Genomic DNA, 24,280 nt, shown 5'->3' on the forward strand with positions numbered 1-24,280 from the left:
GCGCCTGAAAGGGCTGCTGCGCAGCCCATCGCAGTGCGGCGATCCACCTTGCCCCGCGATGGGCCGCACAGCGGCCCCATTCCTGTGCAGCAGGCCTCGAGCAGCACCAACCTGGCCCGAAAATCCCCTGAGCTTGCGCGCAAAACCCTGCAAACATGCGCCCTAGCCACTTGTACACAAGTCGGCACACCACTTGCAAAAGCCCTCCCCGCGTTGCCAACACCCTAATAAAGCACCGGAGAGAGCACATGAAGCGTCGCAGTCTGATCAAGGCCGTCACCTTAAGCGCAAGCCTCGCAGCCATGGGGCTGAGCTGGACCATCCAGGCCGCCGAGACCATCAAGGTCGGCATCCTGCATTCGCTGTCCGGCACCATGGCCATCTCCGAGACCTCGCTCAAGGACATGGCGCTGATGACCATCGATGAGATCAATGCCAAGGGCGGGGTCAACGGCAAGCTGCTCGAACCGGTGGTGGTGGACCCAGCCTCCAACTGGCCGCTGTTCGCCGAGAAGAGCCGCCAGCTGCTGACCCAGGACAAGGTCGCGGTGGTGTTCGGCTGCTGGACCTCGGTGTCGCGCAAGTCGGTGCTGCCGGTGTTCGAGGAACTCAACGGCCTGCTGTTCTACCCGGTGCAGTACGAAGGCGAGGAGATGTCGCCGAACGTCTTCTACACCGGCGCGGCGCCTAACCAACAGGCGATCCCGGCGGTGGAGTACCTGATGAGCGAAGACGGCGGCGCGGCCAAGCGCTTCTTCCTGCTGGGCACCGACTACGTCTACCCACGCACCACCAACAAGATCCTGCGCGCCTTCCTGCACAGCAAGGGTGTGGCCGACAAGGACATCGAAGAGGTCTACACCCCGTTCGGCCACGCCGACTACCAGACCATCGTCGCCAACATCAAGAAATTCTCGGCCGGCGGCAAGACCGCGGTCATCTCCACCGTCAACGGCGACTCCAACGTGCCGTTCTACAAGGAACTGGCCAACCAGGGCCTGAAGGCCACCGACGTGCCGGTGGTGGCGTTCTCGGTGGGCGAGGAGGAGCTGCGCGGCATCGATACCAAGCCCCTGGTGGGCCACCTGGCGGCATGGAACTACTTCGAGTCGGTGGATAACCCGGTGAACCAGAAGTTCGTCGCCGACTGGAAGGCCTACGCCAAGGCCAAGAACCTGCCAGGCGCCGACAAGGCGGTGACCAACGACCCGATGGAAGCCACCTACGTGGGCATCCACATGTGGGCGCAGGCAGCGGCGAAGGCCAAGTCCACCGACGTCGACAAGGTCCGCGAAGCCCTGGCCGGGCAAACCTTCCAGGCGCCGTCCGGCTACACCCTGACCATGGACAAGACCAACCACCACCTGCACAAGCCGGTGATGATCGGCGAGATCCAGGACGACGGGCAGTTCAGCGTGGTCTGGGAAACCCAGCAACCGCTGCGTGCGCAGCCGTGGAGCCCGTTCATTCCGGGCAACGACAAGCGCCCTGACTACGCGGTGAAAGGCAACTGATCGCACGGGGCCGCTGTGCGGCCCATTCGCGGGGCTAGCCCGCGCCCACAGGCTCACCGCTGCCCTCAGGATCTGTGGGTACCTGTGGGAGCGGGCTCGCCCCGCGATGAATCCACCGCTGTTTTCCAGGACTGCCCGCATGCTCAGACTCCTGCTCACCCTCCTCCTGCTGCTCCCCCTGGCAACCCAGGCCAGCGAGGGTGAATTCTTCCTCACCGCCAAGCCCAACGAGCAGGCCAGCCTGCTCGAAGGCTGGGCGGCGCAACCCGACCCGGCGCGCCTGGCGCTGCTGGAGAACCTGCGTGAGGGCCGCGTCGCCACCGACGACTCGCGCAAGGTGCGCCTGAACAACCGCCTGCGCGGGCTGATCGACAACGCCCTGGCCAGCCACCAGTTGCTCAGCGAGCAGACCGACACCCGCCTGGCCGCCGCCCGCCAATTGCAGAAAACCGCGCAGCCGGCGCAAATGGCCTTCCTCGACCGGCGCTTCGCCAGCGAGCCCGATGCCGCCGTGCACGCCGCCCTGGGCCTGGCCCTGGCCAACCTGCAACTGGGCGCCGAAGACCCCGCCGTGCGCCTGGCGGCGGTGCGTCTGCTCGGTGAAACCGGCGACCCGCTGGCCCGCACGCGCCTCGAAGCGCTGCTGCAGCCAGGAGCCGAAAGCAATGCCGGCGTGCGCACCGCCGCCGAAACCAGCCTCGCCCAAGTGCAACGCAAGCTGCTGCTGGGCGAGGTGCTCGGCCAGGCCTTCAGCGGCCTGTCGCTGGGTTCGATCCTGCTGCTGGCGGCCCTGGGCCTGGCGATCACGTTCGGCCTGCTCGGGGTGATCAACATGGCCCACGGCGAGATGCTGATGCTCGGCGCCTACAGCACCTACATGGTCCAGGTGCTGCTGCAACGCTATGCCCCCGGGGCGATCGAGTTCTACCCGTTGATCGCCCTGCCGGTGGCCTTCGCGGTCAGCGCCGGGGTCGGCATGGCCCTGGAACGCACGGTGATCCGCCACCTGTACGGCCGCCCACTGGAAACCCTGCTGGCGACCTGGGGCATCAGCCTGATCCTGATCCAGGCCATCCGCCTGCTGTTCGGCGCGCAGAACGTCGAGGTCAGCAACCCGGCGTGGCTGTCCGGTGGCATCCAGGTGCTGCCCAACCTGGTGCTGCCGTACAACCGCCTGGTGATCATCGGCTTCGCCCTGGCCGTGGTGCTGCTCACCTGGCTGCTGCTCAACCGCACGCGGCTGGGCCTGAACGTGCGCGCGGTGACGCAGAACCGCAACATGGCGGCCTGCTGCGGGGTGTCCACCGGGCGCGTCGACATGCTCGCCTTCGGCCTCGGCTCGGGCATCGCCGGCCTCGGCGGCGTGGCCCTGAGCCAGGTCGGCAACGTCGGCCCGGACCTGGGCCAGAGCTACATCATCGATTCGTTCCTGGTGGTGGTGCTCGGCGGCGTCGGGCAACTGGCCGGCAGCCTCTGGGCGGCCTTTGGCTTAGGGATAGCCAACAAGCTGCTGGAGCCGCAGATCGGTGCGGTGCTCGGCAAGATCCTCATCCTTGCGCTGATCATTCTGTTCATCCAGAAACGCCCGCAAGGCCTGTTCGCCCTCAAGGGACGGGTAATCGACTGATGAACCAGCCACTGCTTGTCACCGCCACGCAAAAGGCCGGGCCGCGCGCCACCCTGGCCATCGGCGCCGCCGTCGTCCTGCTGCTGCTGGCCCTGCCGCTGTTGTCGCTGCTGCCCGAGGGCCACGCGCTGCAGGTCTCGGCCTATACCCTGACGCTGGTGGGCAAGATCCTCTGCTACGCCATCGTCGCCCTGGCCCTGGACCTGGTCTGGGGCTACGCCGGGCTGCTGTCGCTCGGCCACGGCCTGTTCTTCGCCCTCGGCGGCTACGCCATGGGCATGTACCTGATGCGCCAGGCCGCTGGCGACGGCCTGCCGGGGTTCATGACCTTCCTGTCGTGGAGCGAGCTGCCCTGGTACTGGGCCGGCACCCAGCACTTCGCCTGGGCGCTGTGCCTGGTGGTGCTGGCGCCGGGGTTGCTGGCGCTGGTGTTCGGCTTCTTCGCCTTCCGCTCGCGGATCAAGGGCGTGTATTTCTCGATCATGACCCAGGCCCTGACCTTCGCCGGCATGTTGCTGTTCTTCCGCAACGAGACCGGCTTTGGCGGCAACAATGGCTTCACCAGCTTCCGCACGATCCTGGGCTTCGACATCGCCTCCCAAGGCACCCGCGCGGTGCTGTTCCTGCTCACCGTGGCGCTGCTGCTGGGCAGCCTGTACCTGTGCTGGCGCCTGACCCGCAGCAAGTTCGGGCGCTTGCTCACCGCCGTGCGCGACGCCGAGAACCGCCTGATGTTCTGCGGCTACGACCCACGTGGCTTCAAGCTCACCGTCTGGGTGCTGAGCGCGGTGCTGTGCGGCCTGGCCGGCGCGCTGTACGTGCCGCAGGTGGGCATCATCAACCCCAGCGAGATGTCGCCGACCAACTCCATCGAGGCCGCCGTGTGGGTGGCCCTGGGCGGGCGCGGCACGCTGGTCGGCCCGCTGCTCGGCGCCGGGCTGGTCAATGGCATGAAGAGCTGGTTCACCGTGGCGTTCCCGGAGTTCTGGCTGTTCTTCCTCGGTGCGCTGTTCATCCTTGTCACCCTGTACCTGCCCAAGGGCGTGGTGGGCCTGTTGAAGAAAAGGAGCCAGCCATGAAAGGCGTCCCCCCCGCTCACCCGGAATTCATGCTCGAGCCGGTGTTCGACACCCTCGGCGCCGGCCGCGACGCCATCGGCCTCGGCCAGCCGCGCAAGGCCGGGCTCGACACCCGCCACGGCACGGTGCTGAGCCTGGAAGACATCAGCGTCAGCTTCGACGGCTTCAAGGCGCTCAACGCCCTGAACCTGTACATCGGCGTCGGCGAGCTGCGCTGCATCATCGGCCCCAATGGCGCGGGCAAGACCACGATGATGGACGTGATCACCGGCAAGACCCGGCCCGACACCGGCACCGCGTTCTTCGGCGACACCCTGGACCTCACCCGCATGAGCGAGCACCAGATCGCCCAGGCCGGCATCGGTCGCAAGTTCCAGAAGCCCACGGTGTTCGAGGCGCTGAGCGTGTACGAGAACCTGGAGCTGGCGCTGAAGACCGACAAGTCGGTGTGGGCGAGCATCGCCGCGCGCCTGAGCGGCGAGCAGCGCCAGCGCATCGAGGAGGTGCTGAACACCCTGCGCCTGCTGCCGCTGGCCGGGCGCCAGGCGGGGTTGCTGTCGCACGGGCAGAAGCAGTTCCTGGAGATCGGCATGCTGCTGGTGCAGGAGCCACAGTTGCTGCTGCTCGACGAGCCGGTGGCAGGCATGACCGATGCCGAAACCGAGTTCACCGCCGAGCTGTTCAAGGGCCTGGCGGGCAAGCATTCGCTGATGGTGGTGGAGCACGACATGGGCTTCGTCGGCAGCATCGCCGACCACGTCACCGTGCTGCACCAAGGCAGTGTGCTGGCCGAAGGGTCGCTGGAGCAGGTGCAGGCCGATGAGCGGGTGATCGAGGTGTACCTCGGCCGCTGATCTTTAGCGCCTGTGCCCCGTGATAGGGCCGGCACAGACACAGCCACTTTTTCAGGAACACTGACATGCTCAAGATCGACACCCTGCACCAGTACTACGGCGGCAGCCACATCCTGCGCGGCCTGTCCTTCGAGGCCAAGGTCGGCGAGGTCACCTGCCTGCTCGGGCGCAACGGCGTGGGCAAGACCACCCTGCTGCGCTGCCTGATGGGCCTGGTGCCGGCGCGCGAAGGCAGCGTCGAGTGGGAGGGCAAGCCGATCACCGCGCTCAAGCCCCAGCAACGCGTGCACGCCGGTATCGCCTACGTGCCCCAGGGTCGCGAGATCTTCCCGCGCCTGAGCGTCGAGGAAAACCTGCTGATGGGCCTGTCGCGCTTCCCGGCCCGCGAGGCCCGCGAGGTGCCGGCGTTCATCTACGAGCTGTTCCCGGTGCTGGAGCAAATGAAGCAACGCCGCGGCGGCGACCTCTCCGGCGGCCAGCAGCAACAATTGGCCATCGGCCGGGCCCTGGCCAGCCGCCCGCGCCTGCTGATCCTCGACGAGCCCACCGAAGGCATCCAGCCCTCGGTGATCAAGGAGATCGGCGCGGTGATCCGCACGCTGGCCAAGCGTGGCGACATGGCCATCCTGCTGGTGGAGCAGTTCTACGACTTCGCCGAGGAATTGGCCGACCAGTACCTGGTGATGGCCCGGGGCGAGATCATCCAGCGTGGCCGTGGCGAAAACATGCAGGCCGAGGGTGTGCGTGGCCTGGTTACCATTTAATCTGCGGCAAACCCCTTGCGAGACGCTGCGATGAGCCACCTGATCCGCGATGCCCTGCCCGACGACGTGCCCGGCATCCTCGACATCTACAACGATGCCGTGCGCAACACCACGGCGATCTGGAACGAAACCCCGGTGGACCTCGCCAACCGCCAGGCGTGGTTCGCCGCGCGCGCCGAGCAAGGTTACCCGATCCTGGTGGCGGCGGATGACACGGGCGTGCTGGGCTATGCCTCGTTCGGCGACTGGCGGCCGTTCGAGGGCTTCCGCCACACCGTGGAGCACTCGGTGTACATCCGTGGCGACCAGCGCGGCAAGGGCCTGGGGCCGCTGTTGATGCAAGCGCTGGTGGCCCGCGCGCGGGCCTGTGGCAAGCATGTGATGGTGGCGGCCATCGAGAGCGGCAACGCCGCGTCGATCCGCCTGCACGAGCGCCTGGGCTTCGTCACCAGCGGGCAGATGCCGCAGGTGGGGGTGAAGTTCGGGCGCTGGCTGGATTTGACCTTCATGCAATTGATGCTGGATGACGACGCCCTTCCCCCTTCGAGGAGCTGACCCCCGATGAACGCCGCGCAACTGCAACGGGTGACCCACGAAAGCCTGGCCTACTACCGCGACGGCCTCGTCGCGCTGCTGTTGGATGCGGTGCGCCATGGCGCCTCGGTGGGGTTTCTCGACGACCTGGACGAGACGCAGGCGCTGCGTTATTTCGATGAGGTGAAGGTGCGGCTGGGCAATGGCGAGCAGTTGCTCTGGGTGGTGGCCCAGGGGCGGGAGGTGCTGGCCAGCGTGCAACTGGGGTTGTGCCTGAAGCCCAACGGGCTGAACCGCGCCGAGGTGCAGAAGCTGTTGGTGCACAGCAGCGCGCGGCGGCGGGGGTTGGGGCAGCACCTGATGCAGGCGCTGGAGAGTGCCGCGCGCCAGTGCAAGCGCGGCATGCTGTACCTGGACACCGAAGCGGGGTCGGGGGCGGAGGGCTTCTACCGGGCACTGGGGTACGCCAAGGCGGGGGAGATTCCAGACTACGCCTGTGGGCCGGATGGGCTGTATCGGGCCACGGCGCTGTATTACAAGGTGCTGCGCGCCCCTGTGTAGGCGATGTTGAGTTCACCGACGCCATCGCGGGGCAAGCCCGCGCCTACAAAGAGCGGGCTTGCGCAGCGGCCCCTTTACATCTGGGTGAACCTGCCCAACCGCTGGCGCAGCATGCTGTTCTCGCTGCGCAACTGCTGCAGTTCCTCCAGCAACTCCAGCGCCAGCGCCACGCCTTCCCACTCCAGCTCCAACTCCTGGTGCAGCTTGACCGCGCGCTTCACCGTCCCCGGCGCGCGGTCATCGAACAGCCAGTCGTCCGGCGTTCGCCCCGACGGTTCAACGATGCCGTGCTCGACGATCTCGATCACGCAGTCGGCCGTGAGGTCGGCTTCCTGGCAGAGGGTACGCATGTCCAGTTGAACGATCAGGGTGCTGCTCATGATCACTTACTCCAGTGTGTCCTCGGGTTGAACGCGGCCTTCTCGGACAGCTTGGTCCACAACTCACGGGCCGCCGCATCGGACTGCGCGGGCATCACCACCTTGAGCTGGGCGTAGAGGTCGCCACGCTCGCCCTGCTTGGTGGCCAGGCCCATGCCCTTCACGCGCAGGCGCTGGCCGCTCTGGCTGTCGGGGCGGATGGTCAGGTTGATCTTGCCGGTCAGCGTCGGCACCGCCACCTTGGTGCCCAGCGCCGCCTCCCAAGGGGCCAGCGGCACGGTGATGATCAGGTCATGACCTTCGACATCGAACAGCGGGTGCGGTGCCATACGCACGGTCAGGAACAGGTCGCCATTCGCCCCGCCACCCGCGCCCGGCGCGCCCTGGCCCTTGAGGCGGATGCGCTCGCCGTCGGTCACCCCGGCGGGGATCTTGACGTTGAGGGTCTTGGTGGTGAACCCGGTGCGCTGGCCGGCGGCGTTGGTCTGCGGGACCTGGAAGCTGATCTGCTTGGACTCCTTGCTCAGGGTTTCCTCGAGGAAGATCGCCAGTTCCAGTTCCACGTCCTGCCCTCGCCTGCCGGTGCTGCGCTGCTGGCCGCCACGGCCGAAGGGGTTGCCGCCACGGGCACCGAAGATAGAGCTGAAGAAATCCGAGAAGTCACCGCCTTCGAAACCGCCACCGCCGCCACGGCCTTCCCAGCCCGGCGGGGCCTGGAACGGCCGGCCGTGCTGGCCGCCATACTTGCGGATCTCGTCGTATTCGGCGCGCTTCTGGGTGTCGCCCAGCACCTCGTAGGCCTCGTTGGCCTCTTTGAATTTGTCCTCGGCGTCACGCTCTTTGCTGACGTCGGGGTGATACTTGCGCGCGAGTTTGCGGTAGGCGGCCTTGATCGCCTTTTCGTCCGCGGTCGGCTCTACGCCAAGAATCTTGTAATAGTCTTTGAAGTCCATCTAAGGATCACCAATGGGAAATGACGCGTTGCTTCTGAAGATAGGGGGCAAGCATAGCCTTTCAAGGTTCGCTTGGGGTTGTTCCACAGCAGACGACCGGTCTTGATTCTGTCGGCCAAAGGCATAAACTGCGCGGCCGTTTTGCCCTCGAGAAGCCTTCCACCATGTCTGACGCATCCCCGGCCCGCGCCTGCGGCATCGACTTCGGCACCTCAAACTCCACGGTCGGCTGGCACCGCCCGGGCGTCGAATCGCTGATCGCCCTGGAGGACGGCAAGATCACCCTGCCGTCGGTGGTGTTCTTCAACCTCGAGGAGCGACGCCCGGTGTACGGCCGCCTGGCCCTGCACGAATACCTGGAAGGCTACGAAGGCCGCCTGATGCGCTCGCTCAAGAGCCTGCTGGGCTCCAAGCTGATCAAGCATGACACCAGCGTGCTGGGCACCGCCCTGCCGTTCAAGGACCTGCTGGGGATGTTCATCGGCGAGCTGAAGAAACGCGCCGAGGCCACCGCCGGGCGCGACTTCGAGCAGGTGGTGCTGGGCCGCCCGGTGTTCTTCGTCGACGAAGACCCGGCCGCCGACCAGGAGGCCGAGGACACCCTGGCCGAGGTGGCGCGCAAGCTTGGCTTCAAAGACGTGTCGTTCCAGTACGAGCCGATCGCCGCAGCGTTCGACTACGAGTCGCGCATCACCCGCGAAGAGCTGGTGCTGATCGTCGACATCGGCGGCGGCACCTCGGACTTCACCCTGATCCGCCTGTCGCCGGAGCGCCACCTGATCGACGAGCGCCAGAGCGACATCCTCGCCACCGGGGGCGTGCACATCGGCGGCACCGACTTCGACAAGCAACTGAGCCTGCAAGGCGTGATGCCGCTGTTCGGCTACGGCAGCCGGATGAAGAGCGGTGCGCTGATGCCCACCAGCTACCACTTGAACCTGGCCACCTGGCACACCATCAACGCACTGTACTCGCAGAAATCCCAACTGGCCCTGGGCAGCATGCGCTACGACATCGAGGACACGCTGGGCATCGACCGCCTGTTCAACCTGATCGAGCAACGCGCCGGGCACTGGCTGGCGATGGAAGTGGAAGCCAGCAAGATCGAGCTGACCGAGCACGATAGCCGCCGCATCGACCTGGGGCGCGTGGAGCCTGAGTTAGTGGTCGACCTGACGCGCGCGGTGTTCGAAGAGGCCATCGGTGGCTTGCTGGAACGGGTGCGGGGCAGCGTCAGCGAGCTGCTGGCCAAGGCCGGGGTGAGCGAGGCGCAGGTGGACACGGTGTTCTTCACCGGCGGCTCCAGCGGCATCCCGGCGCTGCGCAACAGCGTGGCGGCGATGCTACCGAACGCGCAGCATGTGGAAGGGAACATCTTCGGCAGCATCGGCAGCGGGCTGGCGATCGAGGCGCGCAAGCGCTACGGCACCCTCTAACGACGACGCCGCGCGCTCCTGCAGGAGCGCGCTGGCCTGCGTCAGACCAACTCGGCGCGCTTGAGCTCACTCTTCAGGTACGCGTAGTAGATCGGCCCCGCCACCACCCCCGGCAGCCCGAACGCGGCCTCGAACACCAGCATCGCCAGCAGCAGCTCCCACGACTTGGCACTGATCTGCCCGCCGACGATCCGCGCGTTGAGGAAATACTCGACCTTGTGGATCACGATCAAATACCCCAACGCCGCCATCGCCACCCAGATCGACAACGACAGCCCGACGATGGTGATCAGCGTGTTGGACATCAGGTTGCCGATCACCGGCAGCAGCCCCAGCAGGAAGGTCAGCACGATCAGCGTCTTGGTCAGCGGCAGGTGCACGCCGAACAGCGGGAAGATCACCGCCAGGAAGATCCCGGTGAAGAAGGTGTTGAGCAGCGAGATCTTGATCTGCGCGAAAACGATGTTGCGAAACGCCTGCACCAGCAGGCTCAGGCGCTCGAACAGCGCCGCCGCCAGGGGCTTGCGCCGCGACAGGTCGGGCATGCGCTGCAAGGCGACGATGGCGCCGAGGATCATGCCGATCAGCAAGGTGACGAACATGTGCGCCATGCCCTTGCCCACCAGTTGCAACTCGCCCAGGTGGCTCTTCAGCCAGTCGCCGATGGCCACCTTGAACTCCGCGGCGCTGGCCGGCAGGTAGCCTTCGATGAACGGCGGCAGTTGCCCGCGGGCGCGCTCCACCAGGCCCATGAACTTGTCCAGCGAGGCGCCGGGGTTCTCCGCCTCGTGCAGCAGGAAGCTGAAGGCGCCGGCGATCAACAGCGTCAGGGTACTGACCACCAGGGTGCCGAGCAACGCCACCGCCAGCCAACGCGCGCGTTGCCCGGCGATCAGCGGTTGCAGGCGCGGGGTGAGCATGTTCACCAACTCGTACACCAACAGGCCGGCCAGCAGGCTCGGCAGCAGCTTCAGGGGCAGGGCCAGGAGCAGGCCGGCAATGACGATGATCCAGCTGGCCAGGGTGATCTGGCGGGGGGTGAAGGTCATACAGCCTCGGCGGCAGACAGCGGAAAGACCCGCAGTCTGCCAGCCTTCATGCGGCAGGCATAGGCGCAGGTCATTTCTTCTTCAGGCAGTCGCTCATGAAGGCCTTGCGCTCGTCGCCCTTGAGCGCCTTGGTGGTGGCGTCGGCGTTGCAGGTCTTCATCTTTTCCTGCTGGGTCTGGGCCGGCTTGGCCTTCAGGCAGGTGCTCATGAACGCCTTGCGCTCATCGCCCTTGAGCGCCTTTTCGGTGGCTTCGGCATTGCAGGTCTTCATCTTTTCCTGTTGCGCGGTGGCGGCGAATCCCTGCGCGCTGATCAACACACCCAATACCAGCAATGGCACTTGCAGCCTCTTCATGGAGTGGTCTCCTTGTTTCCGCGCCGGATGCACGGTCGTCGAGCTGAGTGTAGACAAGATTTTTTACATTCCGCTCAGCCCGCCCGTGCCCGTCGGCGGTACTGCTCCGGGGTGCACTGGGCCTGGCGCTGGAACATGGCGATGAAGGCCGAAGCGCTGCTGTAGCCGAGGTCGAAGGCGATGGCCTGCACCGAGCCATCGCCCTCCAGCGCCTCGATGGCGCGCAGAAAGCGCAGGCGCAGGCGCCACTCGCCGAAGCTGATGCCCAGCTCACGTAGGCACTGGCGCGCCAGGGTGCGTTCGCTGACGTGCGCTTGCGCCGCCCAGTCGGCCAGCGGGCGGTTGTCGCCAGGGTCGGCGTGCAACGCTTCGAGCACCTGGCGCAGGCCCTCGCCCTGGGCGTAGGGCAGGTAGCAGGTCTGGGTCGGCGCCAGCAGCAACTGGTCGAGCAGCACCTGCACCAGGCGCTGGTCGCGGGTATCCTGCGCCACCCGGAGGTCGCGCCGGGCGAAGTCGCCGAGGATCGCCTTGAGGATGTCGCTGATCAACAGGCTGCAGGGTTGTGCGGGCAGGTCGGCGCACAGGCTGCGGTCGAGGTAGACCGAACGGTAGACGATGGCCTGGGGGTTGTAGCAGCCGTGCTCGTGGCCGGGCGGTACCCAGACCGCGTAGTGCGGGGGCGAGACGAAGCGCTGGCCGTCGACGTCCAGGTGCATCACGCCGTGGGCGGCGTAGTTGAGCTGGCCCCAGGCGTGGCGGTGCGGGGCGCTGATAGTGTCGGCGCTGAACTCGTCGTAACGGAAGTACACCGGGGCGGGGAGTTCGCTGAAGGTGGGGATGTCGAGGTATTTGCCGGCCATGGTGTCTGGTTCGATGGGCTGGTTGTCTGGATGGAAGTATAGGCTTGTGGACAGACAGGGGATAATGGCCGCCAATCGGCACATCCTCCATTTCCCGTTGCCGGCAGAACAGCCACGCGCCCGCGCCTACAAAGGGGCGACGTACCGTTTTCGAGAGATCTATGAACTACACCTTCCCACTGCTGGCCATCCTCATCTGGGCCGGCAACACCGTGGTCACCAAGATGTCGGCCGGGGCCATCTTCCCCGCCGAGATCGGCCTCTACCGCTGGCTGCTGGCCGGCTTGCTGTTCACCCCCTTCCTGCTGCCCCAGGTATGGCGCAACCGCGCCGCCATCCGCCCGCACCTGGGCAAGGTGTTCATCCTCGGTGTGCTGGGCATGGCCATGTACCAGAGCCTGGCCTACTTCGCCGCCGGCATCACCAGCGCCACCAACATGGGCATCATCCTCTCGCTGATGCCGTTGATGTCGCTGGCCCTGTCCATCGCCTGGCTGGGCCAGCGCCTCACCTTCGGTGCCCTGCTCGGCGCCGTGGTGTCGTTCATCGGGGTGCTGGAAGTGGTCTCGGCGGGCCAACCAGCGGCGCTGCTGCAGCACGGTCTCAATCGTGGCGACCTGCTGATGCTGGTGGCCACCTTCGCCTACGCGCTGTACAGCTGCCTGCTGAAGAAATGGCAACTGCGCCTGCCGCCGTTGCAGCTGTTGTACCTGCAGATCCTGGTGGCGATCCTGGTGCTGCTGCCGCTGTACCTGGTATCGGAGAAAACCGGCCTGACCGCCCGCAACATCGGCCTGGTGCTGTATGCCTGCGTGCTGGCCTCGATGATCGCCCCGCTGTTCTGGATGCAGGCCGTGCAGCGCCTGGGGCCCAGCCGCACCACGCAGTTCTTCAACCTGCTGCCGGTGGTCACCGCGCTGATCGCCGCGCTGGTGCTGGGCGAGCGACTGGCCGGCTACCACCTGTACGGCGGCCTGCTGACCCTCGCCGGGGTGATTCTCGCCGAGCGCTGGACCACCCCGCTACGCCGCCCCGTTAAAGCCCCGCAGCCTTGAGCCGGGCGGCATGCTCGATGAACAGCCGCACCGGGTCGGCACCCTTGCCGACCGCGCCGAACTGCTGGTTGACGATGTCCAGGTGGTCGAGCGGGTAGTCATCGCCGATCACCTCGCCCAGGTGCGAGCTGCAGCGCCCGACCATGCCGTCGCAGTGGCCCTTTTCGCGCACGAAGCTGCGGGCGAACAGGCGGCAGAAGCGGTTGCTGCCGTCGAAACGGTTCAGGCCGCGGTCGGTGCGGCCGGGCTGCAAGGTGCCGGACCACGAGTAGTAGCGCACCCCGCCGACCTCGCCCGGCCCGTGCCCACCCCAGGTATCGGGCAAGCCCTGTGGATAAGCCTGGTTGAACAGCGCCACCCCGGCGCTGGTCAGCGACTGGTGCGAGGCGTGCACGTCGATCGGCAGCGGGTCGCGGCGCCAGCCCGTCTCCAGCCACACCAGCAGCAGCCCCAGGCCATGCAGCGCGGCCTTGAGCAGACGGCCCCCGGGTGAGTCGCCGGGGGCCGTGCGCTCCAGGTGGTCGGCCAGCTCCGAGCCGTGGTTGGGGCCGGCCACCGAGGTCACCGAGGCCACCCGCTGCGGCCGAAGCGCTGCGGCGTAGCGGGCACTGAGCGCGCCCTGGCTATGGCCGATCAGGTTGACCTTGTCGGCACCGGTGCGCGCGCAGATGTCTTCGATGATCGCCAGCAGTTGCTCACCGCGCACCTCGCTCGAATGCAGCGGCGAGACCTGCACCGGGAACACCTGCGCCCCGCCCTGGCGCAACGCCGGGACGATGCCGAACCAGTACGGGTACAGCAGCAGGCGCACGAAGCCGAGCATGCCGGGCACCAGCACCAGCGGGTAGCGCGTGGCCAGTTCTTGTTTCATCCCCTTCCCTCTCCCTGGACAAGCCCCTGCTCACTATAGGTTGCGATCGAACTCCTGGCGCGCCGCGCGGTTCCAACCAGAACAGACCCGAGCAAGGAGCGTGACCATGTACAGAAAGACTCTGGCCATCCTGCTGGCGAGCGCCACCCTCGCCGCCTGCGGCAGTCGCCCGGAAAACCCGGTGGACTACGTCACCTATCGCGACGAACCGCTGGTCAAGCAGGTGGAGCACGGCATGACCATGCAGAAGGTCATCGCCATCGGCGGCAACCCGTCCAACGCCAGCGACCTGCCGCACGGTGGCACCTGCAATGACTACATCCTCAACCACGACGGCAAGCAGCAGCCCTACTACGTGCGCTTCGACGCCACCGGGCATGTCGATGCCAAAGGCTTCAAGACCTGCAAACAACGAGAAGAGGACCGCCAGGCCGTTCCCGGCGCCTGAGCCGTCCCGCCCCCTGACCACCCTGACTTTCGGAGATGACCATGAGCAACGTTGAACTGACCGATGTGAAGACCCTGCGCGAACGTGCCCGCCAGCATGTCGAGCAAGGCGCCGTGACCGAGGGCTACAACGCCGACCGCGAGCAGATCCTGCGCCTGCTCAACGAGTCGCTGGCCACGGAGCTGGTCTGCGTGCTGCGCTACAAGCGCCACTACTTCATGGCCAGCGGCATCAAGGCCAGCGTGGCCGCCGAGGAGTTCCTCGAGCATGCCACCCAAGAGGCCGAGCACGCCGACAAGCTGGCCGAGCGCATCGTGCAGTTGGGTGGCGAGCCCGACTTCAACCCGGACAACCTGACCAAGAACTCCCACGCCCAGTACGTGGCGGGCGGGTCGCTGAAGGAGATGGTGCTGGAAGACCTGGTGGCCGAGCGGATCGCCATCGATAGCTACCGGGAGATCATCCAGTACATCGGTGAGAAGGACCCGACCACCCGGCGCATCTTCGAGGACATCCTCGCGCAGGAAGAAGAGCACGCCGACGACATGGCGGACCTCTTGCAAGGGCTGTGAAGCCCCCGCGCCCACAGGTATCGCACTGTTCTAGAAGCCAGTGCTGCACCTGTGGGTGCGGGCTTGCCCCGTGATCACGGGCGCAGCCCTCCCCCTCTACCGCTTCGCCTTCACCGCCGCCGGCGCCTTGCCGGCCTTCATCTGTTCCAGCAACGGCGTGCACTGGTTAGGCACATCGCCACTGGGCGCGATCAGCGCCAGCAACCCCGCCGCTGGCCCGATGGCCACCCCCAGCGCGACCATCCCCGCCCCGCGCAACGCCAGCGGCACGGCCTGCACCCCCGCATTGGGCTTGGCGAATGGCCCGCGCACGTACAACGGCGAGCGCAGCGAGAACAACCGCATGCCCTTGGACTCCGGGGTGATCTTCAGGTCCAACTGCTCGCTGGCGAAGTTCGCGGTGCCATTGATATAGATGATCGCGTTCTCGGTATCGAAGACGAACAGCCGTGTCGTCGCCAAGCCATCCTTGATGCCGACATTCGCCGCCGCGCAGTTGATCTTCACGTCCTCATCGCCGAACAGCTTGTCGACCACGTAGTTGCCGACGTTGAGACCGGCGATCTCCATCAGGCTGCGGCTGATCGCACCGTCGTTGATCAACAGCCGCAGATCGCCATTGGCCTTGCCCAGCAACGCCGCCACCGAGTTGCCAAGCCCGCTGATGTCGGCGTCACCGTTGAGCTCGCCGAAGCTGGTCTGCATCGGCGCGAAGGTCGGGAACAGTTGCTTGAGCTTGAAGCCCCGGGCCGTCAGTTGGGCACGGCCTTGCAACGGGGCGGCGCGACCATCGAGGCGGATGTTCGCATTCAGGTTGCCACCGGCCACGCCGAAACGCAGCGGCTCCAGACGCAGCACGCCGTCATCGAGCAGCACATGGGCGGAGAGGTCGTTGAAGGGCAGCTGCTCGCTATGGACGATGCGCTTGCCGGCAAAGGTGACGTCGGCATCCATCGCCCGCCAGCGCTCGGTGCGAAACGCCTCCACCGGCAGCATCTTGCCGGTGGGCTGTTTGCTGGCACCGCCACGGGCCTTCTGCTCGACGTTGGAGTCGGCGCCGATCAATGGGGCCAGGTCCTTGAACAGCAACTGGTTGGACACCAGGTTGCCGGACAACTTCGGCCGCGGCTGGCTGGCGACGAACGCCAGGTCGCCATGGATGTCGCTGTCGCCGATCTTGCCGTTGAAGCCTTCATAGCGGAACCGCGCGCCCTCGGGGTCGTGCAGGTTAGCGATCAGGTGGCCGTCGGTGGCGTAGGCCGGGGTGTCGGGCAGGGTCACGCCGGTCAGCGGGTAGAGGTTGCCCAGGCTGCTGCCGGACAAGCGCAGGCGCAGGTCGAGGGCACCCAGGTTGCGGGGGTCGGTCAGGGTGCCGGCCAGGGTCACCCGGGTATCGCCGACGCGCGCGTCGGCCTGTAGGGGGAACGGCTGGCTGGCGTCCTGCAGCGCCAGCAGCCCGCCGATCTTGCCACTGGCCGAGACCGCCTGGCCCTTGTAGCGGCCCTGGGCCTTGAGGCCGAAGGCGTAGTCCTGGGCGCCACCGGCCTTTTCGGCGCTGGCCTTGCCGACGATGTCGCTGAACGGGATGGGCTTGCCCAGCGGGTCGATCTGCACCTTCAGGCTGGTTTTCAGGGTCTGGTCGTCGAAGGCGACGTTGCCCTGGTCGAAACCAATGGCGCCGATGTCCAGCACCCACTTCGAGGGCTCGGTGTTTTCATCCTTGGGGCCGAAGTCGAAGGTCCAGTTGGCCCGCCCATCGGCCAGGCGGGTGAGGCTGGCGTTGGGCTGGGTCAGATCGATGCGCGGGATGACGATCCGCTGCCACAGCAGCGGCAGCGGTGACAGGCGGAACTCCACGCGCTCAAGGCCGACCATGTTCGGCTCCTTGAGCCACTCGGGGTTGCCCAGGGTCAGGTCCTCGGCGACGAAACGCGGCCACGGCACCCAGGCGCGCCAGCCGCCCTCGTCAGGCTCGCGCTGCCACTGCACCGCCAGGTTGCCATTGATGGCGAAGGGCCGGTGCAGGGCTTCGGAAACTTTCTCGTTGAGCAGCGGCTTGACGCGGTTCCAGTCGAAGGTAGCGATCACCACCAGCAGTATCGCGAGCAAAGCCAACAGGCTGGCGAGGGTCCAAGTGAGGATTCTGGCGGGGCGCGTCATTGCGGAGTTCTCCTGACTGCGTGACCGATGGTGGCGCGACGAGGGCACTTATTGAGTGGGACTGATGAAAACCTGTGGGGTTTTATCGATGGCGGCAATGATAGCGAAGATTTTCCTGACCTCTTTCGCAGCTTTTCCTCGAAAACGCTATGCGGTGTTACTGCAAAAGCCGAGTAGCACTTTGCCACAATCATCAACGAAACCACTGATATAGAGCGGTTTAGACCTACCATCAATTCCGTCGATTGTTACCATTATCTTTATGAACTTTTATCTTGAGTTACCAAGCGTAGCATTGCCCTCGTAGCCACTTTCCAGCCCCCCACGAGGAGCACCGAATCATGAAACGCCAACTGCTGCTGAGCCTGAGTCTATCCATCCTGGCCGCCAATGCCTTCGCCCTGCCGGCCACCGAGCAAGCCCCGACTGCAGAAGCGCGCTCCAGCGCCGCGGTGGTCTCCCAACCGCTGAACACCCTGGCCGAAGGGGGTTCGGATCGCCTGATCGAACGCAACAACCGCGTCGCCGAAGGGGGTTCCGACCGTCTGATCGAACGCAACAACCGCGTCGCCGAAGGTGGCTCCGACCGTTTGATCGAACGCAACAACCGCGTCGCCGAAGGTGGCTCCGACCGTCTGATCGAACGCAACAATCGCGTCGCCGAAGGTGGCTCCGACCGTCTGATCGAACGCAACAACCGCGTCGCCGAAGGGGGTTCCGACCGTTTGATCGAACGCAACAACCGCGTCGCCGAAGGGGGTTCCGACCGTCTGATCGAACGCAACAACCGCGTCGCCGAAGGGGGTTCCGACCGTTTGATCGAACGCAACAATCGCGTCGCCGAAGGCGGCTCGGATCGCCTGGTCGAAATCAGCCGTGTGAGCTAAGCCCTATGGCCGATAACGATAATCCGACATCCAGCGCCTGCTACCCTCCAAAGCCCGGTCCATTGACCGGGCTTCGTTTTTTTATCTAGAGTGCCCAGCCGTACAACCACAGAATCCTGCCCCATGCTGCCGCGCGCCGAACAGAAGCTTCAGACCCGCCAAGCCTTGCTCGACGCTGCCTGCCAGCTGATGGACAGTGGCCGTGGCTTCGGCAGCATCAGCCTGCGCGAAGTGGCCAAGGCCGCCGGCATCGTGCCCACCGGTTTCTACCGGCATTTCCCCGATATGGACGCCCTGGGCCTGGCGCTGGTCGCCGAAGTGGACACCACCTTCCGCCACACCATTCGCCTGGTCCGGCAGAATGAATTCGAACTCGGCGGTATCACCGACGCCTCGGTGCGTATCTTCCTCGACGTGGTGGCCGCCCACCGTGCCCAGTTCCTGTTCCTCGCCCGCGAGCAATATGGCGGCTCCCAGGCCGTGCGCCAGGCCATCGCGCGCCTGCGCCAGGACATCAGTTCGGACCTGGCCACCGACCTTGCGCGCATGCCGCGCTGGAAGCACCTGGACGCCGCAGCCCTGGCGGTGATGGCCGACCTGGTGGTGAAGACCGTGTTCGCGACCCTGCCTGAGCTGATCGACCGGCCCGACCCGCACCACCCACAAGCCCTCAGCCCGCAAGAGAAGATCACCCAGCAACTGCGTTTCATCTTCGTGGGTGCCCGTCATTGGCAGGGGCTGGGCCATCCGGGCTGATTCGCCGGCCTCATCGCAGGGCAAGCGGTGAACCTGAGCGGGCATACCCCGCGATGAGGCCCGCCCAAACACCCCAGATCAAAGCGCATGAGCACTTCTGCTACCATGGCGCACTGCCCGATTGCGACGAGCGCCTTCATGTCCGACCCCCGCCCTTCCCTGCCCGAACTCCGCACCCGCCTGGCGCGCTTTCGCCAGCACTTCGCCGAACGCATCGTGCCGCTGTGGCAGGGCCCGGGCTGGAACGCCGACATGGCCCTGCCCTACGAAGCCCTCGACGCCCAGCACCGCCCACTGCCGGTGCAGCGCTACCGGGCCATGGCCTGCGCGCGCCAGCTGTACCTGTTCAGCAGCCGCATCGAGCAACCCGGCGCCGCTGAACGCGCCGCGGCCTTGTTCCGCTCGCTGCAGCGGCACTTCCACGACGCCGAGCACGGCGGCTGGTTCTACAGCATCGACGCCGAAGGCCGCCCGCTCGACCGGCGCAAGGACCTCTACACCCACGCCTTCATCGTCTTCGCCTGCGCCCATTACTGGGGCAAGGTCCGCGAGGGCCTGGTGGAGTCGACGTTGAATGCCGCGCTGGAGATCGTCGCCGGACGCTTCGCGCGCGACGACGGCTTGTACGAGGCGAGCCTTGGCGAAGACTGGTCGGACCTGGGCAGCGGCCCCTTGCAGAACCCGCAGATGCACCTGGCCGAAGCCTTCCTGCAAACCCTCGAGGTACGCGAAGACATCGCCGTGCAACAGGCCCTGGTGCAGTTATGCACAGCCTTGCAGACGCACTTCATCGAACCGGCCCATGGCCTGATGCTGGAAAAACCCCGCGGTGCTGTGGATAACTGGTTCGAGCCAGGCCACCAGTTCGAATGGTTCTACCTGCTCGACACCTCGCCACTGCTGCGGTCAAGCCCGCTGCATGCCTCGCTGGCCCGGGCCTTCGCCTATGCCGAGGGCTGCGGGGTGAAGGACGCTGCGGTGCTGGCGATGCTCGATGGCGACGGCCAGGTGCTCGACGCCACCCAGCGTATCTGGGCGCAGGCCGAATACCTGCGCGCGCTGGCGTTGCTGCCAGGCAACGAGGCGAAGCTGTTGACCCAGCTGAAGGCCCTCGAAGACAACTTCCTGCATGCCGGCGGCTGGCACGAATGCCGCGACGGCCAGGGCAAGGTCAGCCGTCACGACATGCCGTCTACCACGCCCTACCACCTGGCCACCTGCCTCGAAGGCCTGCAACGCCTGGCCTGAAAACCTCCCTTGCGCGCGTCGGTCAGCCCTTGACCGACCGATCGATCGCAAACCCCGCCCAATCCTGGCTCACCGGCATCAGCTCGAGGTTGTTGATGTTGATGTGCGCCGGCTGGTTGAGGATCCAGAAGATGGTCTCGGCGATGTCCTGTGGCTGGATCGCCTCGGCGCCGGCGTAGGTGGCGTCGTAGCGCGACTGGTCGCCACCGAAGCGCACCAGCGAGAACTCGCTCTCGCACAGGCCCGGCTCGATGTTGGTGACGCGCACGCCGGTGCCACGCAGGTCGCAGCGCAGGCTCAGCGAAAACTGCCCGACGAAGGCCTTGGTGCCGCCATACACGTGGCTGCCTGGGTACGGGTAGTTGCCCGCCACCGAGCCGACGTTGAGGATGCTCGCGCCACGGCCATGGGCGATCAGGCGCGGCAGCAGCAGGCGGGTGGTGTACATCAGGCCCTTGATGTTGGTGTCGACCATGGTTTCCCAGTCGTCCAGGTCGCAGTTCGGCGCGGGGTCCGCGCCGAGGGCGAGGCCTGCGTTGTTGACCAGGCCACGCAGCGTGGCGAAGGTCGGCGGCAGGCTGTCGATCGCAGCCTGCATGGCCTTGCGGTCACGCACGTCGACCACCAGGCCCAGCACTTCGGTCTTGGCCGACAGCTCGGCGCAGAGCGCGTCCAGGCGCTCCTTGCGCCGACCGGTGAGGACCAGCTTCCAGCCGGCCTCGGCGAAACGGCGAGCGGTGGCCTCGCCGAAACCGGAAGTCGCGCCTGTGATGAATACGGTGGACGTCATGCTGTATCTCCTTCGCTGTGGAGGGTGGTCGCCAGGCCTTGCAGCATGCCCGCGGCGCACGCTGGCAGCAAGCAGCGCGAGGGCTGGTCAAAAAATGTTCAATCGTCGCAAGCCCTTGAGCTACAAGGGGTGTGGCAGGCTATGCGCATCTTATCCACAAGCCTTTCCCCATGGATTGGGGGCAATTCGTCGGGGCTGGGGAACCCTTTGGCGGTTCGCCAGTCGTGCGCGTAATGGCGCAACGCTTTCAGCGGTGCCGCGTACAGCAGTCTGTCCAAGGGTTTTGCACAGAGTTATCCACAGGGTTTTACGCGATTTCGCAGTAGGATTCTGCCGTGGATTAGTGACGAGCCAGCGGTGCGGGCAGCGATTGATCAAAAAACAATCAAATTCTTGGAGGTCACGGATTTAAAGGGCTACAAAGGAGTGCCACCATGTTTTCCACAGGCGCTTCCACATCATCCGTGGACAATTATGGGGCTGTGGAAACAAGGGCTTACGAGGGGAATATCGTGTGCTGCTGGCAGGATATGCGACAAGTTGTCCACATTGTGATTCCGGCCGCTGCGGCAGCGCTGAACCTGTAGGAGCGGGGCTAGCCCCGCGATGGGGCCGCACAGCGGCCCCACGGCCCCACCTCAATGCCCGCCTAGATACGCGCTGCGCACCTCTTCGTTGACCAGCAGCTCCTGCCCGGTCCCGCTCATGCGGATCTGCCCGTTGACCATCACGTAGGCCCGATCCGAGAGCTTCAACGCATGGTTGGCGTTCTGCTCCACCAGGAAGATGGTCATGCCGGTCTTCGCAAGCTCGCGCAGGGTCGAGAAGATCTGCTTGACCACAATCGGCGCCAGCCCCAGCGACGGCTCGTCGAGCAGCAGCAGCTTGGGCCGGCTCATCAGCGCGCGGGCGATGGCGAGCATCTGCTGCTCGCCACCGGACATGGTCATCGCCCGCTGGTTACGCCGCTCCTTGAGCCGCGGGAACAGCTCGTACATGCGCTGCATGTCTTCATCGGCATGCTTGTCGCCGATGGGGATGGTACCCATCATCAGGTTTTCCTCGACGGTCATGTCGGGGAACACCCGGCGCCCTTCCGGCGACTGCGCGATGCCGTTGGAGGCGATGTAGTGCGACGACTTGCGGGTGATGTCGGTGCCACGGTAGACGATCTGCCCGGACGCCGCGCGCGGCTGGCCGAAGATCGACATCAACAGCGTCGACTTGCCCGCGCCGTTGGCGCCGATCAGGCTCACCGTCTCACCTTCGTTGATGTGCATCGAGACCTTCTTCAACGCCTGGATCGGCCCGTAGAACACGTCCAGGTCCTTGAGCTCGAGAATGGGTGCGCTCATATCAGTTCCTCTTCGTCGGCACCCAGGTAGGCGGCGATCACCGTCGGGTTGTTGCGGATGTCCTGCGGGGCGCCCTCGGCGATGACGTTGCCGTGGTCGAGCACGACGATGTGGTCGGAGATGCTCATGACCATGCCCATGTCGTGCTCGATCAGCACCACGGTGATGTCATGCTCGTCACGCAGCACGCGGATCATCCGGCTCAGCGCCTCGGTTTCCTGCGGGTTGAGGCCCGCGGCGGGTTCGTCGAGGCAGATGATCTTCGGCCGCGTGCACATGGCCCGGGCGATCTCCAGGCGGCGCTGCTGGCCGTAGGACAACTCGCCGGCCAGGCGGTTGGCGCAGTCGACCAGGTCGACCACCTCCAGCCAGTAGAAGGCATGGTCCAACGCGTCGCTTTCGGCCTTGCGGTAGGCCTTGGTGTTGAGCACCCCGGCCAGCAGGTTGCGGTTGACCCACATGTGCTGGGCCACCAGCAGGTTCTCCACCACCGACATTTCCTTGAACAGGCGAATGTTCTGGAAGGTCCGCGCCAGGCCGGCGCGGTTCACCAGGTGGGTGCCGCCGAACATCTTGTAGTACATGCGGTTGGCGAAACGCGCGGGCGACACGAAATCCGCCGGCTGGAAGCGCTCGCCAAGCAACTGGATGACGTTGGTGTGGCTGCCACGCACGTTCAGCTCGATACGCCCGCCACTGGCCTTGTAGAAACCGGTCAGGCAGTTGAACACGGTGGTCTTGCCTGCGCCGTTGGGGCCGATCAGGGCGAAGATCTGGTTGCGCTTGACCTTCAGGCTGACGTCGCTGAGCGCCTTGATGCCGCCGAACTGCATCATCAGGTTGTCGACCGAGAGAATGATTTCGTCGCTCATGGCGCCACTCCTTTACGCGGGACCACGCCGGTGCGGCTGATGCGGATCAGCCCCCGCGGTCGCCAGATCATCATCAGCACCATCAGCACGCCGAACAGCAGCACGCGGTATTCGGAGAAGCTGCGCAACAGCTCCGGGGCCACGGTCAGCACGAACGCCGCGATCACCACGCCGACGGTCGAGCCCATGCCGCCGAGCACCACGATGGCGAGGATCAGCGCCGACTCGAAGAAGGTGAACGACGAGGGGTTGACGAAACCCTGGTAGGTGGCGAAGAACACCCCGGCCAGGCCTGCGGTGGAGGCACCGAGGGTGAAGGCCGAGAGTTTGACCAGCACGTGGTTCAGGCCCATCGAGCGGCAGGCGATCTCGTCTTCGCGCAGCGCTTCCCAGGCGCGGCCGACCGGCATGCGGGTCAGGCGGTGCTTGATGTACAGCACTGCCAGCACCACCAGGAAGAGCACGGCATAGATGAAGATGAACTTCAGGTTGGCGTTGTATTCGAAGCCGAAGAACTCGTGGATCGGTACCCCGCCGTCCTTCGCCCGGCGCCCGAACTCCAGGCCCAGGAAGGTCGGCGACGGCGCCGGCATGCCGTTCGGGCCGCCGGTGAACGACAGCCAGTTGTTCAGCACCAGGCGGATGATCTCGCCGAAGCCCAGGGTCACGATGGCCAGGTAGTCACCGTGCATCCTTAGCACCGGGAAGCCGAGGATGCACCCCGCCAGCGCCGCGGCGATCGCCGCCAGCGGCAGCACGCTCCAGAAGCCCAGGCCCAGGTACTGGTAGCCCAGCGCCAGGCCATAGGCGCCGATGGCGTAGAACGCCACGTAGCCAAGGTCGAGCAGGCCGGCCAGGCCGACCACGATGTTCAGGCCCAGGCCCAGCAGCACGTAGATCAGCCCGAGGATGACCACGGTCAGCAGGTACTTGTTGGCGAAGATCGGGAACACGATGGCGATGACGATCAGCGCCGGGATGATGTAGCGCAGGCGCGTCTTGTAGTCCGGCGCCAGCACGTGCACGCCGGAGCCACCGCTGTCGAAGCCCTGGAGCATGCGCTGGCCACCGGCGGTTTGCAGGTAAAGGCTGAGCAGGAAGCGCCCGACCATCACCCCGCCGACCAGCCAGGCCACGCGCGAGGGTTCTGCGTTGAAACTGTAGCCGTCGAGCACCACGCCGACGACCGGGCCAAAGACGATGAGTGCCAGCAAGCCGGCGACGACGGTTTCGATCAGGCTGCGCTTGAGGTCGAAACCCTTGCTTTGCGAAACGGGGGCAGAATTGGCAACAGACATGT

Annotated in this window: 25 protein-coding genes; 14 read left to right on the plus strand and 11 right to left on the minus strand. The window is 65.8% G+C overall.

The genetic code is table 11. From position 1 onward, the window contains the following. Window positions 1-248: 248 nt before the first annotated feature. The 7 genes from urtA to P0Y43_RS24245 all read left to right on the plus strand — a co-directional run bounded on the left by urtA (window position 249) and on the right by P0Y43_RS24245 (window position 6,933). Window positions 249-1,514, plus strand: a complete 1,266-nt coding sequence (gene urtA, locus P0Y43_RS24215; protein ID WP_275639779.1) for an urea ABC transporter substrate-binding protein — start codon at window positions 249-251, stop codon at window positions 1,512-1,514. A gap of 139 nt (window positions 1,515-1,653) precedes the next feature. Next, the gene (gene urtB, locus P0Y43_RS24220) at window positions 1,654-3,141 is read left to right on the plus strand and encodes an urea ABC transporter permease subunit UrtB (protein ID WP_275639780.1); all 1,488 of its coding nucleotides are present in this window, start codon (window positions 1,654-1,656) and stop codon (window positions 3,139-3,141) included. Beyond that, window positions 3,141-4,220 carry an urea ABC transporter permease subunit UrtC gene (gene urtC / locus P0Y43_RS24225; protein ID WP_275639781.1) on the plus strand — a complete coding sequence of 360 codons (1,080 nt, stop codon included), beginning with the start codon at window positions 3,141-3,143 and terminating at the stop codon, window positions 4,218-4,220. Before urtB ends, urtC begins: the two co-directional genes overlap by 1 nt. Beyond that, on the plus strand, window positions 4,217-5,074 hold the full coding sequence (gene urtD, locus P0Y43_RS24230; RefSeq protein WP_275639782.1) for an urea ABC transporter ATP-binding protein UrtD: 858 nt from the start codon (window positions 4,217-4,219) through the stop codon (window positions 5,072-5,074). The genes urtC and urtD overlap by 4 nt, the downstream gene beginning before the upstream one ends. Window positions 5,075-5,139: 65 nt before the next feature. Beyond that, a complete protein-coding gene (urtE, locus tag P0Y43_RS24235; RefSeq protein ID WP_275639783.1) occupies window positions 5,140-5,838 on the plus strand; it encodes an urea ABC transporter ATP-binding subunit UrtE in 699 nt (232 codons plus the stop codon). A 30-nt stretch (window positions 5,839-5,868) separates the two neighbouring features. Continuing rightward, window positions 5,869-6,393 (plus strand): GNAT family N-acetyltransferase, encoded by a 525-nt coding sequence (locus P0Y43_RS24240; RefSeq protein WP_275639784.1) that lies wholly within the window; start codon window positions 5,869-5,871, stop codon window positions 6,391-6,393. Window positions 6,394-6,399: 6 nt separating this feature from the next. Next, window positions 6,400-6,933, plus strand: a complete 534-nt coding sequence (locus P0Y43_RS24245; protein WP_275639785.1) for a GNAT family N-acetyltransferase — start codon at window positions 6,400-6,402, stop codon at window positions 6,931-6,933. 74 nt (window positions 6,934-7,007) lie between these two features. On the opposite strand, the gene P0Y43_RS24250 is transcribed toward P0Y43_RS24245, so the two are convergent. Further along, entirely contained in the window at window positions 7,008-7,313 is a 306-nt protein-coding gene (locus P0Y43_RS24250) for a chaperone modulator CbpM (protein WP_275639786.1), read from the minus strand. A 2-nt stretch (window positions 7,314-7,315) separates the two neighbouring features. Continuing rightward, entirely contained in the window at window positions 7,316-8,266 is a 951-nt protein-coding gene (gene cbpA / locus P0Y43_RS24255; protein ID WP_275639787.1) for a curved DNA-binding protein, read from the minus strand. Between the two features lie 164 nt (window positions 8,267-8,430). Between cbpA and P0Y43_RS24260 the strand changes: the two genes are divergently transcribed. Beyond that, window positions 8,431-9,702 (plus strand): Hsp70 family protein, encoded by a 1,272-nt coding sequence (locus tag P0Y43_RS24260; protein ID WP_275639788.1) that lies wholly within the window; start codon window positions 8,431-8,433, stop codon window positions 9,700-9,702. A 41-nt stretch (window positions 9,703-9,743) separates the two neighbouring features. Here the strand turns inward: P0Y43_RS24260 and P0Y43_RS24265 are convergent, their stop codons facing one another. From P0Y43_RS24265 to P0Y43_RS24275, 3 genes are all read right to left on the minus strand, one after another. Beyond that, the gene (locus P0Y43_RS24265) at window positions 9,744-10,751 is read right to left on the minus strand and encodes an AI-2E family transporter (protein ID WP_275639789.1); all 1,008 of its coding nucleotides are present in this window, start codon (window positions 10,749-10,751) and stop codon (window positions 9,744-9,746) included. 70 nt (window positions 10,752-10,821) lie between these two features. After that, the gene (locus P0Y43_RS24270; RefSeq protein WP_275639790.1) at window positions 10,822-11,106 is read right to left on the minus strand and encodes a PsiF family protein; all 285 of its coding nucleotides are present in this window, start codon (window positions 11,104-11,106) and stop codon (window positions 10,822-10,824) included. Between the two features lie 74 nt (window positions 11,107-11,180). Next, entirely contained in the window at window positions 11,181-11,966 is a 786-nt protein-coding gene (locus P0Y43_RS24275; RefSeq protein ID WP_275639791.1) for an AraC family transcriptional regulator, read from the minus strand. Between the two features lie 161 nt (window positions 11,967-12,127). On the opposite strand from P0Y43_RS24275, the gene P0Y43_RS24280 reads away from it, so the two are divergent. Then, window positions 12,128-13,021, plus strand: coding sequence for a DMT family transporter (locus P0Y43_RS24280; RefSeq protein ID WP_275639792.1), 894 nt, complete (start codon window positions 12,128-12,130; stop codon window positions 13,019-13,021). Here the strand turns inward: P0Y43_RS24280 and P0Y43_RS24285 are convergent. Next, window positions 13,002-13,892 carry an esterase/lipase family protein gene (locus P0Y43_RS24285; protein WP_275639793.1) on the minus strand — a complete coding sequence of 297 codons (891 nt, stop codon included), beginning with the start codon at window positions 13,890-13,892 and terminating at the stop codon, window positions 13,002-13,004. The two genes, P0Y43_RS24280 and P0Y43_RS24285, sit on opposite strands and share 20 nt — an antisense overlap. 106 nt (window positions 13,893-13,998) lie before the next feature. Here P0Y43_RS24285 and osmE point away from each other — a divergent pair, with 106 nt between their 5' ends. Next, a complete protein-coding gene (gene osmE, locus P0Y43_RS24290) occupies window positions 13,999-14,340 on the plus strand; it encodes an osmotically-inducible lipoprotein OsmE (RefSeq protein ID WP_275639794.1) in 342 nt (113 codons plus the stop codon). Between the two features lie 41 nt (window positions 14,341-14,381). Beyond that, complete coding sequence (locus P0Y43_RS24295) at window positions 14,382-14,912, plus strand: ferritin-like domain-containing protein (protein ID WP_275639795.1); 531 nt, start codon at window positions 14,382-14,384, stop codon at window positions 14,910-14,912. Between the two features lie 96 nt (window positions 14,913-15,008). Here P0Y43_RS24295 and P0Y43_RS24300 read toward each other — a convergent pair whose 3' ends face one another. Continuing rightward, window positions 15,009-17,072, minus strand: a complete 2,064-nt coding sequence (locus P0Y43_RS24300; protein WP_275639796.1) for an AsmA family protein — start codon at window positions 17,070-17,072, stop codon at window positions 15,009-15,011. 341 nt (window positions 17,073-17,413) lie between these two features. Between P0Y43_RS24300 and P0Y43_RS24305 the strand changes: the two genes are divergently transcribed. The 3 genes from P0Y43_RS24305 to P0Y43_RS24315 all read left to right on the plus strand — a co-directional run bounded on the left by P0Y43_RS24305 (window position 17,414) and on the right by P0Y43_RS24315 (window position 19,963). Next, window positions 17,414-17,959: a phage infection protein gene (locus P0Y43_RS24305; protein ID WP_275639797.1), complete on the plus strand. Its 546-nt coding sequence runs from the start codon at window positions 17,414-17,416 to the stop codon at window positions 17,957-17,959. Between the two features lie 123 nt (window positions 17,960-18,082). Beyond that, entirely contained in the window at window positions 18,083-18,715 is a 633-nt protein-coding gene (locus tag P0Y43_RS24310; protein ID WP_275639798.1) for a TetR family transcriptional regulator, read from the plus strand. Window positions 18,716-18,853: 138 nt separating this feature from the next. Beyond that, window positions 18,854-19,963, plus strand: a complete 1,110-nt coding sequence (locus P0Y43_RS24315) for an AGE family epimerase/isomerase (protein ID WP_275639799.1) — start codon at window positions 18,854-18,856, stop codon at window positions 19,961-19,963. A gap of 22 nt (window positions 19,964-19,985) precedes the next feature. On the opposite strand, the gene P0Y43_RS24320 is transcribed toward P0Y43_RS24315, so the two are convergent. From P0Y43_RS24320 to livM, 4 genes are all read right to left on the minus strand, one after another. Further along, window positions 19,986-20,753, minus strand: a complete 768-nt coding sequence (locus P0Y43_RS24320) for an SDR family oxidoreductase (RefSeq protein ID WP_275639800.1) — start codon at window positions 20,751-20,753, stop codon at window positions 19,986-19,988. Between the two features lie 638 nt (window positions 20,754-21,391). Further along, window positions 21,392-22,108, minus strand: a complete 717-nt coding sequence (locus P0Y43_RS24325) for an ABC transporter ATP-binding protein (RefSeq protein WP_275639801.1) — start codon at window positions 22,106-22,108, stop codon at window positions 21,392-21,394. Continuing rightward, window positions 22,105-22,980, minus strand: coding sequence for an ATP-binding cassette domain-containing protein (locus tag P0Y43_RS24330; RefSeq protein WP_275639802.1), 876 nt, complete (start codon window positions 22,978-22,980; stop codon window positions 22,105-22,107). Before P0Y43_RS24330 ends, P0Y43_RS24325 begins: the two co-directional genes overlap by 4 nt. Further along, the gene (gene livM, locus P0Y43_RS24335; protein WP_275639803.1) at window positions 22,977-24,278 is read right to left on the minus strand and encodes a high-affinity branched-chain amino acid ABC transporter permease LivM; all 1,302 of its coding nucleotides are present in this window, start codon (window positions 24,276-24,278) and stop codon (window positions 22,977-22,979) included. Before livM ends, P0Y43_RS24330 begins: the two co-directional genes overlap by 4 nt. Window positions 24,279-24,280 lie beyond the last annotated feature (2 nt).

Origin of the sequence: Pseudomonas entomophila (assembly GCF_029193575.1) — a bacterium.
Lineage (GTDB): Bacteria > Pseudomonadota > Gammaproteobacteria > Pseudomonadales > Pseudomonadaceae > Aquipseudomonas > Aquipseudomonas entomophila_G.

What these genes read in the sequence shown, in the direction of transcription:
- urtA (WP_275639779.1), top strand. Translation starts at nt 249, where the DNA reads ATGAAGCGTCGCAGTCTGATCAAGGCCGTCACCTTAAGCGCAAGCCTC.
- urtB (WP_275639780.1), top strand. Translation starts at nt 1,654, where the DNA reads ATGCTCAGACTCCTGCTCACCCTCCTCCTGCTGCTCCCCCTGGCAACC.
- urtC (WP_275639781.1), top strand. Translation starts at nt 3,141, where the DNA reads ATGAACCAGCCACTGCTTGTCACCGCCACGCAAAAGGCCGGGCCGCGC.
- urtD (WP_275639782.1), top strand. Translation starts at nt 4,217, where the DNA reads ATGAAAGGCGTCCCCCCCGCTCACCCGGAATTCATGCTCGAGCCGGTG.
- urtE (WP_275639783.1), top strand. Translation starts at nt 5,140, where the DNA reads ATGCTCAAGATCGACACCCTGCACCAGTACTACGGCGGCAGCCACATC.
- P0Y43_RS24240 (WP_275639784.1), top strand. Translation starts at nt 5,869, where the DNA reads ATGAGCCACCTGATCCGCGATGCCCTGCCCGACGACGTGCCCGGCATC.
- P0Y43_RS24245 (WP_275639785.1), top strand. Translation starts at nt 6,400, where the DNA reads ATGAACGCCGCGCAACTGCAACGGGTGACCCACGAAAGCCTGGCCTAC.
- P0Y43_RS24250 (WP_275639786.1), bottom strand. Translation starts at nt 7,313, where the DNA reads ATGAGCAGCACCCTGATCGTTCAACTGGACATGCGTACCCTCTGCCAG.
- cbpA (WP_275639787.1), bottom strand. Translation starts at nt 8,266, where the DNA reads ATGGACTTCAAAGACTATTACAAGATTCTTGGCGTAGAGCCGACCGCG.
- P0Y43_RS24260 (WP_275639788.1), top strand. Translation starts at nt 8,431, where the DNA reads ATGTCTGACGCATCCCCGGCCCGCGCCTGCGGCATCGACTTCGGCACC.
- P0Y43_RS24265 (WP_275639789.1), bottom strand. Translation starts at nt 10,751, where the DNA reads ATGACCTTCACCCCCCGCCAGATCACCCTGGCCAGCTGGATCATCGTC.
- P0Y43_RS24270 (WP_275639790.1), bottom strand. Translation starts at nt 11,106, where the DNA reads ATGAAGAGGCTGCAAGTGCCATTGCTGGTATTGGGTGTGTTGATCAGC.
- P0Y43_RS24275 (WP_275639791.1), bottom strand. Translation starts at nt 11,966, where the DNA reads ATGGCCGGCAAATACCTCGACATCCCCACCTTCAGCGAACTCCCCGCC.
- P0Y43_RS24280 (WP_275639792.1), top strand. Translation starts at nt 12,128, where the DNA reads ATGAACTACACCTTCCCACTGCTGGCCATCCTCATCTGGGCCGGCAAC.
- P0Y43_RS24285 (WP_275639793.1), bottom strand. Translation starts at nt 13,892, where the DNA reads ATGAAACAAGAACTGGCCACGCGCTACCCGCTGGTGCTGGTGCCCGGC.
- osmE (WP_275639794.1), top strand. Translation starts at nt 13,999, where the DNA reads ATGTACAGAAAGACTCTGGCCATCCTGCTGGCGAGCGCCACCCTCGCC.
- P0Y43_RS24295 (WP_275639795.1), top strand. Translation starts at nt 14,382, where the DNA reads ATGAGCAACGTTGAACTGACCGATGTGAAGACCCTGCGCGAACGTGCC.
- P0Y43_RS24300 (WP_275639796.1), bottom strand. Translation starts at nt 17,072, where the DNA reads ATGACGCGCCCCGCCAGAATCCTCACTTGGACCCTCGCCAGCCTGTTG.
- P0Y43_RS24305 (WP_275639797.1), top strand. Translation starts at nt 17,414, where the DNA reads ATGAAACGCCAACTGCTGCTGAGCCTGAGTCTATCCATCCTGGCCGCC.
- P0Y43_RS24310 (WP_275639798.1), top strand. Translation starts at nt 18,083, where the DNA reads ATGCTGCCGCGCGCCGAACAGAAGCTTCAGACCCGCCAAGCCTTGCTC.
- P0Y43_RS24315 (WP_275639799.1), top strand. Translation starts at nt 18,854, where the DNA reads ATGTCCGACCCCCGCCCTTCCCTGCCCGAACTCCGCACCCGCCTGGCG.
- P0Y43_RS24320 (WP_275639800.1), bottom strand. Translation starts at nt 20,753, where the DNA reads ATGACGTCCACCGTATTCATCACAGGCGCGACTTCCGGTTTCGGCGAG.
- P0Y43_RS24325 (WP_275639801.1), bottom strand. Translation starts at nt 22,108, where the DNA reads ATGAGCGCACCCATTCTCGAGCTCAAGGACCTGGACGTGTTCTACGGG.
- P0Y43_RS24330 (WP_275639802.1), bottom strand. Translation starts at nt 22,980, where the DNA reads ATGAGCGACGAAATCATTCTCTCGGTCGACAACCTGATGATGCAGTTC.
- livM (WP_275639803.1), bottom strand. Translation starts at nt 24,278, where the DNA reads ATGTCTGTTGCCAATTCTGCCCCCGTTTCGCAAAGCAAGGGTTTCGAC.